The following is a 16704-nucleotide window of genomic DNA, read 5'->3' on the forward strand; positions in this document are numbered from 1 at the left end:
CAGGGTTGGGACCCGTGCACCCCTGGTTCGACGAGTGGTTCGACGAGAACACCTGGCAAGATCCACAGTGGACGGTTGAGGAGCTGGTGGCCCGCAAGGGTTCTCAGCGGATCAGCGTCGTGCTCCCCGCGCTGGACGAGGAGTCGACCGTTGGGGCGATCGTCAGCGCGCTGCTGCCGTTGCTCGGGCTGATCGATGAACTGGTGGTCGTGGACTCCGGTTCCACCGACCGCACCGCGGAGGTCGCGGCAGCGGCGGGCGCGAGGGTGGTGCGCCGCGAGGACGTGCTGCCGGAGCTGCCGCCGGTTCCCGGCAAGGGCGAGGTGCTGTGGCGTTCGCTCGCGGCGACCACGGGCGATCTCGTGGTGTTCCTGGACTCCGACCTCGTCGACTTCGACGCGGGGTTCGTCGTGGCGCTGCTCGGACCGCTGCTGGCTCGGCCGGAAGTCCAGCTGGTCAAGGGTTTCTACCGGCGTCCGCTCCGGCTGGAGAGCTCCGGCGGCGGGCGCGTCACCGAGCTGCTGGCCCGGCCGGTGCTGTCCGCGGTGCGCCCGGAGCTCGGCGGGATCGTCCAGCCGCTCGGCGGTGAGTACGCGGCGCGCAGGTCGTTGCTGGAGTCGGTCCCGTTCGCGGCGGGCTACGGCGTGGAGATCGGCCTGCTGCTCGACGCGCACACGCGCTTCGGCCTCGCCGGGCTGGCGCAGGTCAACCTCGGCGTCCGCAAGCATCGCAACCGCTCGCTGGCCCAGCTCGGCGTGATGGCCCGGCAGATCCTCGGCGCGGCGCTGTCCCGGTGCGGCGCCGAAGAACCAGCGAGTGCGGACTTCGTCCAGTTCACCCAGGTCGCCGGGGAGTGGTTGCCGGACACCACGACCGTCGCGCTCGCCGACCGGCCGCCGATGCGCCAGGTGCTGGGAATAAGTAGCGGCACTACCCTGAACGGCCGAGGGGCACTACACTCGCCGATGTGAAGTCGGACGCCTTGCGCGGGCATTTGGACGCTCTGCTGCTGGCCACGCTGGACGGCAGGGAACTGCACGGGTACGCGATCATCGAGGCGTTGCAGCTGCGCAGCGGTGGAGCGCTCGACCTGCCGACCGGAACCGTCTACCCGGCACTGCGCCGCCTGGAGCGCGGTGGTTTCGTGCGCAGCGAGTGGAGCACCGTCTCCGGCAGGCAGCGCCGCACCTACAAGCTGACCCCCTCCGGCGAACGCGAGCTGGCCAACCAGCGCACCGCGTGGCGGGAGTTCACCGTGGCCATCGAAGGCGTGCTCGGGAGCGGCCCGTGGCCGGCCAAAGCCTGATAGAGGACTACATCGATCGCCTCGGCGCCCGGTTGGACGGGCCCAGGGCGGCCAAGGCGGATCTGCTCGCCGAAGCGCGCAACAGCCTTGACGACGCCGCGTCGACCTACCGCGACGCGGGTTTTCCCGAGACCACCGCGCAGGCTCGCGCGGTCGCCGAGTTCGGCCCGCTCCCGCTGATCGCCGACGAGTACCAGGAAGAACTCGCGGTCGCTCAGGGCGCGCGCACGATGCGCGCGCTGCTGGCCGCGATGTTGGTGGTGCACCTGCTCTTCATGGGTCGCTGGCCGACTTCGCCGTCGTGGGTCCCGGTGTTGGCGTCCGTCGTGAACTACGCGTGGGTCGTCGTCGCCGTGCTCGGTGTGCTGGCGCTCGTCGGCGGGCCCCGTCTGCGCAGGTGCCAGCGCTCGGGCCGGTCCTTCGGGCGGCTCGCCGGCTCGTTCAGCACCGGCGCGCTGACCGCCTGCGTCGTGCTCCAGGGCGCGCTGATCGCCGCGACGGCGTACTTCAACCTCGGGCTGCTGCTGTCCCCGGCGATCCTGGCCACGCTCGGCTTCGGACTCGTGGTGATGGTGCGGCTGGTCGGCATGACCCGGCGCTGTTTCACCGTGTCGGCCGCGGCCTGAGGGCTGCTCCCGGCGGGCGTTCGTGCCACGATCTTCGGCGTGACCACCGCCCTGATCTACCTCCTGATCATGATCCTCGTGGCCGCAGTGGTGTTCCTGCTGGCATCACTGGTGTTCGGCCGAGGCGAGGAACTCGCGCCGCTGCCCCCTGGCGCGTCGCCGACCCAGCTGCCCGCCTCGGGCACGCGCGGCGAGGACCTGCGCGCGCTGCGGTTCCAGCAGGCCGCGCGCGGCTACAAGATGTCGGAGGTCGACTGGGTGCTCGAACGCGTCGCCGGTGAGCTGGACGTGCTCAGGGCGCGCGTGGAGGAGCTGGAGCGGCAGCAGCTGCCCGTCGCCGAGCAGGAAGCTCCCCGGTGACCAGGCTGGCCCTCCAGGTCGCCGTGGCCGCGCCCGTGGAGACGGTGTGGGCCGCGGCGACCGACTGGGACCGGCAGCACGAGTGGATGCTCGGCACCTCCGTTCGCGTCACCAAGGGCGACGGCCGCAGCGTCGGCTCCACGCTCGCCGCCTTCACCGGCAAGGCGGGCGTGGGCTTCACCGACCACATGGAGATCACCGTGTGGGACCCGCCGCACCGCTGCCAGGTCCTGCACACCGGCTGGCCCGTGCAGGGGCCCGGGATCTTCGCCGTGCGCGAGGACGGCCCCGGCCGCTCGCGATTCGTCTGGGGCGAGGACCTGTACCTGCCCTTCGGCGTCGTGGGCGCGGTCGGCTGGCCCCTGGTGCGACCGTTCTTTGTCGGGGGTGTGCGGTACTCCTTGAACCGGTTCGCCGAGTTCTGCGAGGAGTACACGTGAGCACCGACGACGCGATTTTCCCAGCGGAGGCGGCATGAGCGCCGACGTCCGGACGCGCTGCGGCTGGGTCACCTCAGCGCCGGAGTACATCGCCTACCACGACGAGGAGTGGGGCGTCGCGCTGCGCGGCGAGCGCGAGCTGTTCGAGCGGGTCAGCCTGGAGGCGTTCCAGTCCGGACTGTCGTGGTTGGTGATCCTGCGCAAGCGGGAGAACTTCCGCTCCGCCTTCGCCGGGTTCGACCTCGCCACCGTTGCCTCCTTCGGCGAGAAGGACGTCGAGCGGCTGCTCGCGGACGCGGGAATCGTGCGCAACAGAGCCAAGATCGAGGCCACCATCGGCAACGCGCGCGCCGTCGAAGCGCTCGACACCCCGTTCGACGACCTGCTCTGGTCCTTCGCGCCCGCTGACCGCCCGCGTCCGCCGACACTGGCCGACGTGCCCGCCGTGACGCCCGAGTCGAAGGCGATGGCCAAGGAGCTGAAGCGCCGAGGATTCCGCTTCGTCGGCCCGACGACGTGCTACGCGCTGATGCAGGCGACCGGCATGGTCAACGACCACGTCGCCACCTGCTGGCGCGCCTGACCCACGCCGCCCAACCCAACGTTTTGGCAACGCGTTGCGAATGAGAGCGCTCCCCAATCGCAACACGTAGCCAAAACGCGAAACTGCGGCGCTGGGCCTAGAGGCCGGTGAATCGGGCTTCGCGCTTCTCCACGAAGGCTTCGACGGCCTCGCGGTGGTCGGCGGTCTGCCCGGCGGCGGCCTGCGCGGCGGCCTCCTCGGTGAGCGCTTCGGTCAGGTCGGAGCCCGCCGCGATCAGCATCTCCTGCTTGATCCTGGCGTAGGCGGTCGTCGGGCCCGCGGCCATCCGCGCGGCCAGTTTCTGGGCCTCCGCAAGGACTTCGCCGTCGTCGACGACGCGCGTGACCATGCCGATCCGCAGCGCCTCCTCGGCGCCGACCGGCTGCGCCAGCAGCATCAGCTCCATCGCCCGCCCGTAGCCGATCAGCCTCGGCAGCGTCCACGAGGCGCCGGAGTCCGCGGCGAGGCCGACGTTGGCGAAGGCGAGCAGGAACTTGGCCGAGCGCGCGGCGATGCGCAGATCGCACGCGTAGCTCAGCGAGGCGCCCGCCCCGGCCGCCGTCCCGTTCACGGCGGCGATCACCGGCTTCGGCATCCGGAAGAGCGCCTGGGTCAACGGGTTGTAGTGCTTCTCGACGGTGCTCAACGGCGCCGGGTCGCCCGAGGAGAGCAGCCGCACGTGCTCCTTGAGGTCCTGTCCGGCGCAGAACGCGCGGCCCGATCCGGTGATCACCAGAGCGCGCACCTCGGCATCGCCAGCGGCGTCGTGCAATGCGGCGAGCAACTCTTCCTTGAGTCGCACGGTGAGCGAATTGAAGGCATCCGGCCGATTCAGGGTGAGCGTTCGGACGCCGTCGCTGTCGCTGACCAGAAGTTCGGCATCGTGATTATTCTCACGGTCCTGTGCCACGCTGATCTCCGTTTTCCGCTCAGGCGCTCGATGGTGTTCGGGTGTTGCCGAGACAGCTCTCGATGAATTCGTTCGTCGCGGTCGCGAGTCGTTCCGTCTGCTGGTCGAAGAAGCGCGCCGCGGTGTGCCCCGGCCAGTCCGGGGGCAGCAGCTCGGGCGGCAGGCTGGGATCGCGGAAGAGGAACTTTCGCCAGGCGTGCAACAACTCCTGCGACACCGCGAACGCGGCCGGGTGCTCCATCGGGTCCACAGTGGACACTCGCCCGGACCAGTCCGCGACGAAGCTCTGGTAGTCCGAGCCGAGCGCGTCGAGGTCCCACGCCCGCCCGGCCAGCTCCGCGTCGTCGCCGTCGTGCTCGCCGTGGAAGATCCGCGCAGCCGCGCCCTCGACGGCCAGCAGATCGGTCAGTTCCGGTGACGGGCGAGGGGAGATCCAGGTGACCGGGCCCAGTTCGCCGTAGCCGATCAGCTTCAGCGAGGACGTCAGCTGGTCCCGCTGCGGCCGCGCGGGAAGATCTTCGAGCACCACCACGTGCCATCGACCGTCCCAAGTGGACGGTGGCCGGGTGCGGAACACCCTGGCGCTGGCCTCGTCCAGCCGCTTCTCCGCGCGCGCCGTCATCGCGTAACCGGGACCCGCAGGCAGCCTGACCGGGCGCAACCAACCCTGCCGGACGGTGCGGGAGACGGCCGTGCGCACGGCGGGTGGTGCGAATCCGAGTGGTTCGAGCAACCGGACCAGGGCGGCAATGGTCGCGGTGCCACCCCGCTGCCTGAGGTGTCCACCGTAGACATCGAACAACGCTGAACGTGCCCGCACGATGGGCGATTTTGACAGTGAATTGACCTCTCGGCCACCACCCGCAACGAGACGCGCCCGACGGTCTTGTGCATCGACGCAGACACGAAGTGATCGGTTCGGTTTCTCTCGTGCGGCCATATGGGGGAGAATGGACGCCATAAGCGGTACGTCGGGGGATGTGCCGTGGGGAAGCAGTTGACGGAGGGAGCACGCTATGGCGGCCATGAAGCCCCGGACCGGCGACGGTCCCCTTGAGGTCACCAAGGAAGGACGCGGCATTGTGATGCGCGTTCCGCTGGAAGGTGGGGGCAGGCTCGTCGTTGAGATGTCGGCAGATGAGGCCGCCGAGCTGGGCGAAGCCTTGAAGGCTGTCGTGGAGTAATCCCACCGCGCAGTCGGCTGGGCGTTCGCCCGGCCACACCCCGCAGTCCCACCGAGTCCCCGGCGCGTCACCCACGCGATCCGGGGACTCGTTGTCGTGAAGTCGTCCCGTGAACGAGGAGTCCCCGTGCCCCCGGTGCCGTCGTCCGTGCCCACTCCCTTGCCGCGCGTGTCGGTGACCACCAAGGCCCGCCGCGACGGCCTGCGCGTGCTGATCGCGGGCACCGGCCCGGAGCTGCGCTCGGGCACCCTCGACGTGGACCTGCTGGGAGCGCTGGCCGTGACCGGTGCCGCGGCCGAGGTCAACCCGCTCCCGTTGACCCAGGGTCCCGGCTGGCTGGTCGGCGTCGGCGACGGCTCCCCGCGCGACTGGCGCGCCGCCGGCGCCGAACTGGTGCGCGTCGCCACCGACCGCGCCCGCGAGCTGGACGAGGCGCCACGCCCGATCCAGATCGCGCTTCCGGGTGATCTTGCGCCGGAGCTTGCCGGCGAGTTCGCGCTCGGCGCCGTGCTGGGCGGTCACGAGCTGAAGATCACCGGCGAGCGCCCGCAGCGCGTGAAGACCGTCGAGCTGCTCAGCGAGTCCGCTGAGGTCGCCGAGGCCGTCGCGCGCGCCGTGGTGCTGGCCGAGGCGACCGCGTTCGCCCGCGACCTCGCCGGAACACCCTCCAACATCAAGGACCCGGCCTGGCTCGCCGAGACCGCGCGCAAGGCCTGCTCCGCGGTCAACGGGCTCGACGTCAAGGTCCGCGACGAGAAGTGGCTCGCCAAGCACGGCTTCGGCGGCGTGCTCGCGGTCGGCGGCGGCTCGACCCGCCCACCCCGCCTCGTCGAGCTGTCCTGGAAGCCCGCCTCCGTGGCCGAGGGCACGCCGCACCTGGTCCTCGTCGGCAAGGGCATCACCTTCGACACCGGCGGCATCTCGATCAAGCCCGCCGACGGCATGCACCTCATGCGCACCGACATGTCCGGTGGTGCGGCCGTGATCGCCGCGCTGCGCGGGATCGCGGCGCTCGGGCTGCCGATCCGCGTGACCGGTCTCGTTCCCTGTGCGGAGAACCACGTCTCCGGCACGGCCTACCGCCCCGGCGACGTCGTGCGCCACTACGGCGGGACGACCACCGAGGTCACCAACACCGACGCCGAGGGCCGCATGGTGCTCGCCGACGCGCTGGCCTACGCGGTCGAGAAGCACGACCCCGACGTGCTCGTCGACGTGGCCACGCTGACCGGCGCGATGAAGGTCTCGCTCGGCCTGCGCACCGGTGGCGTCTTCGCGACCTCGCCCGAGCTGGCCGAGCGGATCACCACCGCGGGCGCCGACGCCGGCGAGTCCTGGTGGGAGATGCCGTTGCTGGACGCGCACGCCGCTGACGTCCGCAGCGAGATCGCCGACCTCCGCCAGTGCCCGCCCGGCCCCGGTGGCATCACCGCCGCGCTGTTCCTCCGCGAGTTCACCGCCGACCTGCCGTGGGCGCACCTGGACATCGCGGGCCCCGCGCGCGCCGAGAGGGCCTACGACGAGGTGAACCCCGGCGGCACCGGCTTCTCCGCCCGCACCTTGATCACCCTCGCCACCTCCTACCTCCCCTGACCCCCGCCTTACGTGCTGAATGAGTCATTGACCACGTTCAACCACCTCAATGACTCATTCAGCACGTTCAACGGAGTGATCGCGGCATTCATGTTTGGGGCGGTGGTGGTCATGCGGGCCTGATCACGGCCATGCGGGTCACGGTGAGCTCCTCGATGGCGAAGCGGGGGCCTTCGCGTCCGGTTCCGGAGTCCTTGACGCCGCCGTAGGGCATGACGTCCGAACGGAAACCGGGTACCTCGTTCACCACGACGCCGCCGACCTGCAAGCGCTCCACGGCGTCGAAGGCGGTCTTCAGCGAGCGCGTGAACACGCTGGCGTGCAGGCCGTAGCGCGACGCGTTCACCAGGTCGAGAGCTTCATCCACAGTGGACACTGTGCGCAGGCACACGACCGGGCCGAAGATCTCCTCGTCCCAACACGAAGCGCCATCGGGCACGTCGGCGAGAACGGTCGGCGGGATCACACCGTCCACTTCGGACCCACCGGCGAGCACGCGAGCACCCGCCGACACAGCCGCCGAGATCCACTCCAGCACGCGCTGCGTGGACTTCGCGTCAATCAACGCGGACACTCGGGTCGCAGAGTCGCGCGGATCGCCCACCACGACCTCGTCGAGCCGGGAGAGCACGCGCGAAACCAACTCCCACGCAACGGACTCCACGACGATCAGCCGCTGCACGGAGATGCACGCCTGCCCGGAAGCGTAGAACCCACCGCGCAGCACAGCATCCGCCGCAGCGTCGAGGTCCGCATCCGAGGCGACGACCAAGGCCGCGTTGGAACCCAGCTCCAGCAAGGTCTTCGTCGGCGCGGCGTCGCGCGCGATCTGGTGGCCGACGGCGGCGGAGCCGGTGAACGAAACCGCTCCGATGCGCGGATCGGTGACCAGCGCCGAGCCGACCGACGCGTCTCCGGTGACCAACTGCGCGATCTCGGCGGGCGCGCCCTCCGCCACGGCCGCCGAGCGGACGAGGTGCAGCAACCACAACGTGGCCAAGGGAGTTTGCGGGGCGGGCTTGCAGACGATCGGGCAGCCCGCGGCGATGGCGGGCGCGATCTTGTGCGTGGCGAGCAGCAGCGGGTAGTTGAACCCGGCGATCCCGACGACGACGCCGATCGGCTTGCGCGTCCAGAACCCGATCAGCCCGTCACCGGACGGCAGCAGGTCCAACGGCACGGTCTCGCCGTGCAGCCGCGCGACTTCCTCAGCGGCGGCGGACAACGTCACCAGGGTTCGCGCGACCTCGACCTTGCAGTCCACCAACGGTTTGCCAGTCTCCAAGACCAGCAGGTCCTCGAACTCCGCCTGCTTCTCCGTCAGCGCGGCGTGCACGCGCAGTAGCACAGCTCGGCGCACACGCGAAGACAGCGCGGCGACCGCCGGAGCAACCGCGACGGCGTGGTCGAGCGCGGCACGCGCCTGCGCTGGCGTGCCGACCGGGGCCTGCGCCACTTCGCTTCCGTCGTAAGGGAAGCGGACGGCCTCAGTGCGTTCAGCCGGAACCCAATCGGCTCCAATCGGAAGTCCTGAAGGAAAGTTCACGCAAACCTCCGCATGGCTGTTCGCAGTGTCGGCACGGCGGCGATCAGCTCGCGCGTGTACGAGTGTTGCGGCGACTCGTAAATGTCCTCGGCCGCGCCCATCTCCACGATCTCCCCGGAGCGCATCACGGCGACGGTGTCGCAGACGTGCCGCACCACCGACAGGTCGTGAGAAACGAACACGAGCGTCAGCGAGAACCGCTCCACCAGGTCGGCGAGCAAGTTCAGAATCTGTGCGCGCACTGAGACATCCAGCGCGCTGACCGGCTCGTCCGCGACCAGAACACTGGGATTCGGCGCGAGCGCACGGGCGATCGAGATGCGCTGCCGCTGACCGCCGGAGAACTGGTGCGGGAACCGATCGGCGGCCTGCTGCGGCAACCCGACGGCGTCGAGCAGCTCCTTCAGCCGTCCGGCAGGATCGGAATGCCCTTGCGCCACAAGGGGCTCGCAGATGATGTCACGCACGCGCATGCGCGGGTCGAGCGAGCCCATCGGGTCCTGGAACACGACCTGGAGCTCACGGCGGAGGAACTTCAGCCGCCGCTCGGGCAGCGCGGTAATGTCCTCGCCCTGGAAGGAGATCGTCCCCGATGTCGGCTTGTCCAGCGCCGAGAGCAGGCGGATCAGCGTGGACTTGCCGGAGCCGGACTCGCCGACCACGCCGAAGCGGCTCTGGCGCGGCAGGTCGAAGGAGACCCCGCGCAGCGCCTCCACCCGGGTGCCGGGCGCGGTCAGCGAGGTGCGCGGACGGCGGTAGACCCGGCGCAGGTCACGAACTTCGATCACGTTCACGCTGGACCTCCAACGGGGTGCCAGCAGGCGAACCCACGATCGTCCACTTCGGACAGAACGGGCATTTCGGCACACTGGTCGGACGCGTCGGCGCAACGATTGCGGAACACGCAGCCACCGGGGAACTCGCCAGCACCCGGCACGGCGCCGGGGATGGTGCGCAGTCGCCCGTTCTCGTCGACTGCCTCCAGGTCGGAGGCGGCGAGAAGCCCTCGCGTATAAGGATGTTTGGGATCGCTGAAAACTTCCTTGACCGAGCCGGTCTCCACCAGCCGACCGCCGTACATCACCAGCACCCGCTCGCAGGTCTGCGCGACCACGGCCAGGTCGTGGGTGATGAACAGCAGCGCCGTGCCGCGATCCTCGGTCGCGGTCCGGATCAGCTCCAGCATCCGCGCCTGCACGGTGACGTCGAGCGCGGTGGTCGGCTCGTCGCAGATGAGCACGGCGGGGTCGTTGGCCAGCGCGATGGCCAGCATCACCCGTTGCCGTTGCCCGCCGGAGAGCTGGTGCGGGTAGGCGCGAGCGGTCTCGGCGGGCTCGGGCAAGCGCACCTGCCCGAGCAGTTCCACCGCCGCCGCGCGCGCGGAGGTCTTGTCGGGCCTCGTGCCGTGGATGATCATGATCTCCGCGACCTGGTCGCCGACGCGCATCGACGGGTTGAGCGCGGTCATCGGCTCCTGGAAGACCATCGCCATCCGGCGGCCGCGCACGCGCGCGAGCTGCTTCTCCGTCGCTCCAACGAGATCATGGTCCACTTCGGACAGTCGGACCGATCCGGAAGCGCGCACCTCCTCGGGCAGCAGGCCCATCACGGCCGTCGCGGTCAACGACTTGCCGGAGCCGGACTCGCCGATCAACCCGACCCGCTCCCCCGGCGCCACGGTGAAGGAAACCCCGCTCACCAAGGGGATTCCGGCGACGCTGAGTTCGAGCGAGTCCACGGTCAGGGCGCTCACCCGCGCACCTCCAGCCTGGGGTCGTAGCGGTCCCGGAGCCCGTCGCCGAGCAGGTTGAACCCGAGCACCGCGAGTGCGATCGCGACGCCGGGCACCAACGCCAGCCGGGGTTCCACCGCCAGCAGTTCCTGCGACTCCTGCAACATCCGGCCCCACGACGGCGTCGGCGGCCGCGTCCCGAAGCCGAGGAAGGACAGCGCCGCCTCGGAGAGCACCGCGATCGCGAACGACACCGAGGACTGCACGATCACCAGCCCGGCGATGTTCGGCAGCACGTGCCGCACCGCGATGGCCGTCTTCGAGCGCCCGGCCGACCGCGCGGCCAGCACGTACTCCGTGCTCATCACGCCGAGCGCGCCGCTGCGGGCGATGCGCGCGAAGGACGGCACGCTGGCGACCCCGATCGCGATCATCGCCGTCAGGGTGTCCGCGCCGAAGACCGCGCCGAGCACGATCGCCAGCAGCAGCGCGGGGAACGCCAGCACGAGGTCGTTGACCCGCATCACCAGCTCGCCCAGCCACTTCGGTGCCATGGCGGAGAACACGCCGAGCGGAGTGCCGATCAGCGCGGCCACGCCGACCGCGACCACGCCGACGAACAACGTCGTCCGCGCGCCGACCATGACCTGGCTGAACAGATCACGACCGAACTTGTCGGTGCCGAACAGGTAGTCGGTTCCCGGCCCGCGCAGTCGCTGCGCCGCGTCGACCAAGGTCGGGTCGTGCGGCGTCCAGAGGAACGAGGCGAGCGCGGTGACCACGACGAGCCCGACGAGTCCCAGGCCCACCCACAGGCTCGGACTGCTCGACCGCCTCATGACGCCTGCCTCAGTCGCGGGTTCAGCACGGTGTAGAGCACGTCCACCACGAAGTTCACCAACAGCACCGCCAGCACGAGAACGAGCACGATTCCCTGCACTGTCAACAAATCCCGGTTGCTGACCGCGTCGAGCAACATGCTGCCGAGTCCCGGGATCACGAAGACCCGCTCGATCACCACGGCGCCGATCAGCAAGGTCGCCAGCTGCAAGCCCAGCACCGTCACCACCGGCACCGACGCGTTGCGCAGGCCGTGCCTCAGCAGCGCGCGGTACGGCGTCAAGCCCTTGGCGCGCGCGGTTCTCAGGTAGTCCTCGCGCAGCACGTCGATCACCGAGGACCGCACGTAACGTGTGAGCACGGCGCCTTGGACCAGGCCGAGCGACAACGCGGGCAGGACCAGTCCGCTGAGGAAGTCCAGCGGACCGATGATCGGCGGCGTCCACCCACCGGCGGGCAACCACCGCAGGTCCACCGCGAAGATCTGCACGAGGATGATCGCCGCGACGAAGCCGGGCACCGCGACGCCGAGCTGGCTCAGCCCGGAGATCACCGAGCCGCTGGCCCTGCGGTGCCGCACGGCCGCGAACACCCCGGCGGGCAGGGCGATCAGCAGCGCGACGAGCATTCCCGCTCCCACCAGCCACATCGTCACGCCGAGCCGGTCGATCAGGTGCGGGCCAATGGGTTCGCGGGTCACGTAGGAGTTGCCGAAGTCGCCGGAGAGCACTCCGCCGATCCACTCGACGTACTGCGTCGCGAGCGGCCGGTCGATGCCGAACTCCTGGCGGGTCTTGGCCAGCAGCTCGGGTGTGGCGCTCACGCCGAGCGCGACCTGGGCGGGATCACCCGGCAGCACGGCCAGCAACCCGAACACGGCCACCGAGGCGACCAGGGCGCTCACCACGAAGATCAGCGCACGGCGCAGGATCTGCACGAGCACGCCTCAGCCCCCCGCTCGCCGGAGGAGGGTGAGGTCGAAGGCCTCGCTGATCTGGTTCAGCGGCAACCCGGCCACCTTCTTCTTCGCCGCGATCAGGTTGGGGAACAGGAACAACCAGCACGCGGCGGCGTCGTCGGCCAGTGTCGCGGCCACCTCCCGCATCCCGCTCACCTGCTGCTCCGGGCTGCCCCGGTCGGCGTCGGCGAGCAGCTGCCGCACCTTCGGGCTGTCGTAGCCCCAGTAGTACTTGGTGTTGCCGAAGGTGGTGATGTCGCGCGGTTCCACGTGCTGGACGATCGACATGTCGAAGTCGTGCTCGGTGAACACCGACTTCAGCCACACGGCGGGGAAGTCCAGCGGTTCGATGCTGACCCCGACGCCGATCTTGTTCAGCTCCGACTTGACGACCTGCGCGGAGGTGACCGCGTAGGGCAGGTTCGGGATGCGCAAGCGGAGGTTGAGATTCTGCTGCCCCGCATCGGCGAGCAGCTTCTTCGCGTTCTCCGGGTTGTAGGCGTTGACCCCGGTGAGGTCGGTGTACCAGGGGTCGGTGCGCGGCACCATGCTGCCGATCAGCTCGCCCCGGCCCGCCCACGCGGTGTCCAGCAGCACCCGCCGGTCGATCCCCTGCGTCAGCGCGCGTCGCACCCGGACGTCGTTGAGCGGGGCCTTGCGGCCGTTGAAGGACAGCACGACCTCGCCGTTGGTGATGCCCTGCGTGACGTTGAAGCGGGTGTCGTTCTCGAACTGCGGCATCGAGTCCGGCGCCGCGACCGCGCTCACCACGTCGATCCCGTTGCTCAGCAAGGCGTTGTTCAGCGCCGTGGAGTCCTTGAAGTAACGCAGGTAGACGGTCTCGAACGCGGGCTTCGGCCCCCAGTAACGGGAATTGGCCTTCAGCGTGATCGAGGCGCCCCGGTTGCGCGAGGCCACGTCGTAGGGACCGGTGCCGATCGGGTCGTTCGGCAGGTCCGCGACGCCGTCCGGGCTGAACATCGCGCCGACCCGCGTGGTCATGTCGAAGAGCCAGTTGTTGCTGGAGCGGCTCAACACCACGCGCACCTTGGTCGGCGTCAGCGGCTCGACCCGGCTCACAACGTCCATTTTGGACTTCTGCGAGATGCCCCACGCGGTCTTCACGCGGTCGATGCTGAACTTCACGGTGTCCGAGGTGAACGGGCTCCCGTTGCTGAAAACCACGTTGGGGCGCAAGGAGAACTCGTAGGACAAGCGGTCGGGGCTGACCGTCCACGACTCGGCGAGCAGCGGCTTGACCTGGCCGTTCTCGTCGAGCTTCACCAGTCCTTCGTAGACGTTGTACAGCAACGCCTGCGGGATCGCGGTCCCGTCGGTGCGGGTGAAGTCGAAGTTCGCGGGCTCCGCGCTGAAGCCGATGGTGATCGCGTCGGGGTCGCGCGGCGCGGACGCCGTCACACCGGCCGAGCACCCGCTGACGAGCAGGGCGGCCAGGAAGAGGCTGAGGCGCTTCACCCGAGGCCTCCCAGCACCGCCGAGGCCAGCCGCTCCGTCGTCCCCGAGCCGCCGAGGTCGGGGGTGTGGTTGGCGGGGTCGCGCAGGGCTTCGGCGATGGCTTCGCGCACCCGCGCGGCGGCCTTCGGCAGGCCCGAGTCCTCCAGCAGCATCGCGCCGGAGAGCATGCACGCCACCGGGTTCGCCACCCCGCGCCCCACGATGTCCGGCGCGGAGCCGTGCACCGGCTCGTAGATCCCCGGCGTCCGGCCGGGCGCGACGTTGGCGCTCGGCGCCATGCCCATGCCTCCGGCCAGCACCGCGGCGAGGTCGGAGAGGATGTCGCCGAAGAGGTTGCTGCACACCAGGACGTCGAGCCCGCGCGGCTTCTGGATCATGCGCGCGGCCATCGCGTCGACCAGCACGTGCTCGCACTCGACATCGGGGAACTCCGCCGCGATCTCCTCGACCACCGCGTCCCACAGCGTGTAGCCGAAGCGCATCGCGTTCGACTTGGTCACCAGCGCCACGCGCCCGGAACGTCCTTGTGCGGCTTGGAAAGCGTGCCGCGCGGCGCGCTCGATCACCGGCCGCGAGTGCACCGCGACCTCCACACCCAGCTCGCCGGGGCGCCCTCGGTGCACGCGCCCGCCAACGCCCGCGTACTCGCCCTCGGTGTTCTCCCGGACGATCAACAGGTCCACACCGCCGGCGTCGCGCAGCGCGGTCGGAACACCGTCCCAGCTGCGCACGGGCCGCAGGTTCACCGCGAGGTCGAGTTGCTGCCGCAGAGCGATGATCAGGCCCCAGACCAGCTCGTGGTCGGGCACGTCCGGCCTGCCGACCGCGCCGAAGAGCACGGCGGAGCGATCTGAGATGATCTTCGCCGCGTCCTCGGGCATGGGCGAGCCGGTGTCCAGGTGCCGCTGCCCGCCCCAGTCCAGCTCGAGCACGTCCAGCTCGGCCGCCTCGGCCCGCGCGGCCGCGCGCAGCACCGGCAGCGTGGCGGCGACGACCTCCGGTCCGATCCCGTCGCCGGGAATGACGGCGATCCTGACTCTCATGGGTCTGCACCCCTGTTTCGGCTGGTCGGCGGTAGCCGGTCTACTGGTCAGACCAGTAGACTGTGTGCGGTGGGTCACCCTGCCACCCCGCAAGTGGCCGGTCAAGGGAGGAGGTCCTCGGATGGCAAACCTTGATCAACAACTGCGATTCGCCCCGGTCAGCCCCGTGCGCGCCTACGAGCGGGTGGTCGAGCAGATCGAGGCCGCGGTGCTCGACGGCCGCCTGGGTCCCGGCGAGCACCTGCCCAGCGAGCGGGAGCTGATGGTCCAGTTCGACGTGGGCCGCTCCACGATCCGCGAGGCGCTGCGGGTGTTGCAGAGCAACGGTCTGGTGCGCTCCCGCCCCGGTGATCCGCGTGGCCCGCAGGTGCAGCCGATGTCCTCCGGCGCGCTTGAGAAGTCGATGACCATGCTGGCCAGGGCGTCCGCGCTGAGCCTCGCCGAGCTGGTGCAGTTCCGCATGCTCATCGAGGGCTCCGCCAACCAGCTCGCCGCGTGCCTGCGCACCCCCGAGCAGCTCGCCGAGATGGAGCAGGCCCTCGACGAGATGCGCACGGCCCTCGACGAGGGCTTCGCCGAGTTCAGCCGCGCCGACGTCGCTTTCCACGAGACCGTCGCGAAGGCCACCGGCAACACCTTGATCCAGATCTGCGGCGCCGTCGTCCGCGATGTCGTGGTGAGCCTCATCGAGGACAAGATCGCCCACGCCCCCGACAGCCGCGCGCTGATGATGACCTCGCTCCAGCACCACGCCAACGTCCTCGACGCGGTCCGCGACGGCGACGGCGAACGCGCGGCGCGGCTGGCTCGGCAGAGCTTGTACGACTACTACGCGGAATACGTCCCAGAGGAGCAACGGGCGGCGCTGCTTCCCCTGCTCTACTGAGGGCATGCGCCTCATCGCTGTCGTGTTGCTCCTGCTGTCGACCGCGACCCCTGCTTCGGCCGCCACCAACTTCTCCGCTTGGGCGCGCGCGGGCACCACCGCGCTCACCCAGTTCTACGACGACAACACCGGCCTCTACCGGACCACGAACTGGTGGAACGCCGCCAACGCCCTCAACGCCGAGCTCGATGCCGACCGACTCCTCGGCACCCGCACCGGCCGCGCGCACGCCGCGACCACCCACGCCAAGCACTCCGCGGGCGGTTTCCTCAACCACTACTACGACGACGAGGGCTGGTGGGCGCTCACCTGGATCAACGCCTACGAGCTGACCCGTGACCCCCGCTACCTCGCCACCGCCCGCGCGATCTTCAAGGACATCACCGGCGGTTGGGACTCCACCTGCGGCGGCGGGGTGTGGTGGAACCGCGACCGCCGCTACAAGAACGCCATCACCAACGAGCTGTTCACCACCATCGCCGCCAAGCTCGCCCGCGTGACCGGCGAGCCTTCCTACCGCGACTGGGCCGTCCGAGGGTGGAACTGGTTCGCCACAACGGGAATGCTCAACCGAGGCGGTCTCATCAACGACGGCCTCACCCCTGACTGCAAGAGCAACGTCGGCGCCACGTGGACCTACAACCAGGGCGTGGTCCTGCAAGCCCTGGTTGAGCTGTCGGCGTTGACTCGCGATCGCTCCCACCTGGAGACCGCTCACCGCATCGCCTCGGCCGCCACCCGCATGCTCTCCGTGGACCAGCGCGTTCTGCTGGAGCCCTGCGAGCCTTCCTGCGGCGCCGACGGCCCCCAGTTCAAGGGCATCTTCATGCGCGGCCTCCGCGATCTCCACCGCGCCGACGGCAGAGCCGAGTACCGCGCCTTCATCACCCACAACGCCCACTCCCTGTGGACCCGTTCCCGCAATGCCGCCAACCAGTTCGGCCTCTCCTGGTCCGGCCCCCACGACACCGCCGACGCCGCGCGCCAGTCCTCCGCCCAGGACGCCCTCAACGCCGCCGTGGTCACCGGCGCCCTCGTCCCGTCCCCACGCCCACCCCGCCCCACCGCGTGCACCGAGCAGGGTTCTGCGTCATCTCAGGGCCGCGTCGTGTCACTGTTGTTGTGCTCCAATGGTTTCCACGGCCGCGCGCTTGGCTTCCGGCCCGGCGATCAGGTGTACGTCAGCACCGATGGCCTCCGCTACGCCGTGACCACCGCGTC

The 16704-nt window shown here is 70.0% G+C and carries 19 protein-coding genes; 10 read left to right on the forward strand and 9 right to left on the reverse strand.

Annotated features, from left to right (window positions below; translation table 11 throughout):
• The first annotated feature begins 14 nt into the window (after positions 1–14).
• From CCN37_RS05465 to CCN37_RS05490, 6 genes are read left to right on the forward strand one after another with little or no spacing between them, the layout of a single operon-like run.
• Positions 15–971 (forward strand): glucosyl-3-phosphoglycerate synthase, encoded by a 957-nt coding sequence (locus CCN37_RS05465; RefSeq protein WP_210407877.1) that lies wholly within the window; start codon positions 15–17, stop codon positions 969–971.
• Positions 968–1306 carry a PadR family transcriptional regulator gene (locus CCN37_RS05470; RefSeq protein WP_086819536.1) on the forward strand — a complete coding sequence of 113 codons (339 nt, stop codon included), beginning with the start codon at positions 968–970 and terminating at the stop codon, positions 1304–1306. Before CCN37_RS05465 ends, CCN37_RS05470 begins: the two co-directional genes overlap by 4 nt.
• Positions 1288–1932, forward strand: coding sequence for a permease prefix domain 1-containing protein (locus CCN37_RS05475; protein ID WP_086819537.1), 645 nt, complete (start codon positions 1288–1290; stop codon positions 1930–1932). Before CCN37_RS05470 ends, CCN37_RS05475 begins: the two co-directional genes overlap by 19 nt.
• A 39-nt stretch (positions 1933–1971) precedes the next feature.
• Positions 1972–2292, forward strand: a complete 321-nt coding sequence (locus CCN37_RS05480; protein ID WP_086819538.1) for a DivIVA domain-containing protein — start codon at positions 1972–1974, stop codon at positions 2290–2292.
• On the forward strand, positions 2289–2732 hold the full coding sequence (locus tag CCN37_RS05485) for an SRPBCC family protein (RefSeq protein WP_086819539.1): 444 nt from the start codon (positions 2289–2291) through the stop codon (positions 2730–2732). The genes CCN37_RS05480 and CCN37_RS05485 overlap by 4 nt, the downstream gene beginning before the upstream one ends.
• Positions 2733–2766: 34 nt before the next feature.
• Positions 2767–3315 (forward strand): DNA-3-methyladenine glycosylase I, encoded by a 549-nt coding sequence (locus tag CCN37_RS05490; protein WP_086819540.1) that lies wholly within the window; start codon positions 2767–2769, stop codon positions 3313–3315.
• A gap of 97 nt (positions 3316–3412) precedes the next feature.
• Here the strand turns inward: CCN37_RS05490 and CCN37_RS05495 are convergent, their stop codons facing one another.
• Positions 3413–4225 carry an enoyl-CoA hydratase-related protein gene (locus CCN37_RS05495; RefSeq protein WP_086819541.1) on the reverse strand — a complete coding sequence of 271 codons (813 nt, stop codon included), beginning with the start codon at positions 4223–4225 and terminating at the stop codon, positions 3413–3415.
• 19 nt (positions 4226–4244) lie between these two features.
• A complete protein-coding gene (locus tag CCN37_RS05500) occupies positions 4245–5045 on the reverse strand; it encodes a PaaX family transcriptional regulator C-terminal domain-containing protein (RefSeq protein ID WP_168200526.1) in 801 nt (266 codons plus the stop codon).
• Between the two features lie 196 nt (positions 5046–5241).
• Between CCN37_RS05500 and CCN37_RS05505 the strand changes: the two genes are divergently transcribed.
• A complete protein-coding gene (locus tag CCN37_RS05505) occupies positions 5242–5409 on the forward strand; it encodes a DUF3117 domain-containing protein (RefSeq protein ID WP_086819543.1) in 168 nt (55 codons plus the stop codon).
• Positions 5410–5535: 126 nt separating this feature from the next.
• Entirely contained in the window at positions 5536–7002 is a 1467-nt protein-coding gene (locus tag CCN37_RS05510) for a leucyl aminopeptidase (protein ID WP_246842829.1), read from the forward strand.
• Positions 7003–7111: 109 nt separating this feature from the next.
• On the opposite strand, the gene CCN37_RS05515 is transcribed toward CCN37_RS05510, so the two are convergent.
• The 7 genes from CCN37_RS05515 to CCN37_RS05545 are packed head-to-tail and all read right to left on the reverse strand — an operon-like array spanning position 7112 to position 14597.
• Positions 7112–8548: an aldehyde dehydrogenase family protein gene (locus CCN37_RS05515; RefSeq protein ID WP_086819544.1), complete on the reverse strand. Its 1437-nt coding sequence runs from the start codon at positions 8546–8548 to the stop codon at positions 7112–7114.
• Positions 8545–9336, reverse strand: coding sequence for an ATP-binding cassette domain-containing protein (locus CCN37_RS05520; RefSeq protein WP_371503630.1), 792 nt, complete (start codon positions 9334–9336; stop codon positions 8545–8547). Before CCN37_RS05520 ends, CCN37_RS05515 begins: the two co-directional genes overlap by 4 nt.
• 2 nt (positions 9337–9338) lie before the next feature.
• Complete coding sequence (locus CCN37_RS05525) at positions 9339–10292, reverse strand: ABC transporter ATP-binding protein (RefSeq protein WP_210407881.1); 954 nt, start codon at positions 10290–10292, stop codon at positions 9339–9341.
• A 5-nt stretch (positions 10293–10297) separates the two neighbouring features.
• Positions 10298–11119, reverse strand: coding sequence for an ABC transporter permease (locus CCN37_RS05530; RefSeq protein WP_086819546.1), 822 nt, complete (start codon positions 11117–11119; stop codon positions 10298–10300).
• Positions 11116–12063, reverse strand: a complete 948-nt coding sequence (locus tag CCN37_RS05535; RefSeq protein WP_168200527.1) for an ABC transporter permease — start codon at positions 12061–12063, stop codon at positions 11116–11118. Before CCN37_RS05535 ends, CCN37_RS05530 begins: the two co-directional genes overlap by 4 nt.
• Before the next feature lie 3 nt (positions 12064–12066).
• A complete protein-coding gene (locus CCN37_RS05540) occupies positions 12067–13554 on the reverse strand; it encodes an ABC transporter substrate-binding protein (RefSeq protein ID WP_371503618.1) in 1488 nt (495 codons plus the stop codon).
• Entirely contained in the window at positions 13551–14597 is a 1047-nt protein-coding gene (locus CCN37_RS05545) for an isocitrate/isopropylmalate dehydrogenase family protein (protein WP_086819547.1), read from the reverse strand. Before CCN37_RS05545 ends, CCN37_RS05540 begins: the two co-directional genes overlap by 4 nt.
• 142 nt (positions 14598–14739) lie before the next feature.
• On the opposite strand from CCN37_RS05545, the gene CCN37_RS05550 reads away from it, so the two are divergent.
• Together CCN37_RS05550 and CCN37_RS05555 are read left to right on the forward strand one after the other, a co-directional pair.
• On the forward strand, positions 14740–15483 hold the full coding sequence (locus tag CCN37_RS05550; RefSeq protein ID WP_086819573.1) for a FadR/GntR family transcriptional regulator: 744 nt from the start codon (positions 14740–14742) through the stop codon (positions 15481–15483).
• A 4-nt stretch (positions 15484–15487) separates the two neighbouring features.
• A partial coding sequence (locus CCN37_RS05555) for a glycoside hydrolase family 76 protein (RefSeq protein ID WP_086819548.1) occupies positions 15488–16704 on the forward strand: 1217 nt, incomplete at its 3' end.

The sequence above is a fragment of the Allokutzneria sp. NRRL B-24872 genome (assembly GCF_002155965.1).
GTDB lineage: Bacteria > Actinomycetota > Actinomycetes > Mycobacteriales > Pseudonocardiaceae > Allokutzneria.

What these genes read in the sequence shown, in the direction of transcription:
- CCN37_RS05545 (WP_086819547.1), bottom strand. Translation starts at nt 14,597, where the DNA reads ATGAGAGTCAGGATCGCCGTCATTCCCGGCGACGGGATCGGACCGGAG.
- CCN37_RS05505 (WP_086819543.1), top strand. Translation starts at nt 5,242, where the DNA reads ATGGCGGCCATGAAGCCCCGGACCGGCGACGGTCCCCTTGAGGTCACC.
- CCN37_RS05530 (WP_086819546.1), bottom strand. Translation starts at nt 11,119, where the DNA reads ATGAGGCGGTCGAGCAGTCCGAGCCTGTGGGTGGGCCTGGGACTCGTC.
- CCN37_RS05490 (WP_086819540.1), top strand. Translation starts at nt 2,767, where the DNA reads ATGAGCGCCGACGTCCGGACGCGCTGCGGCTGGGTCACCTCAGCGCCG.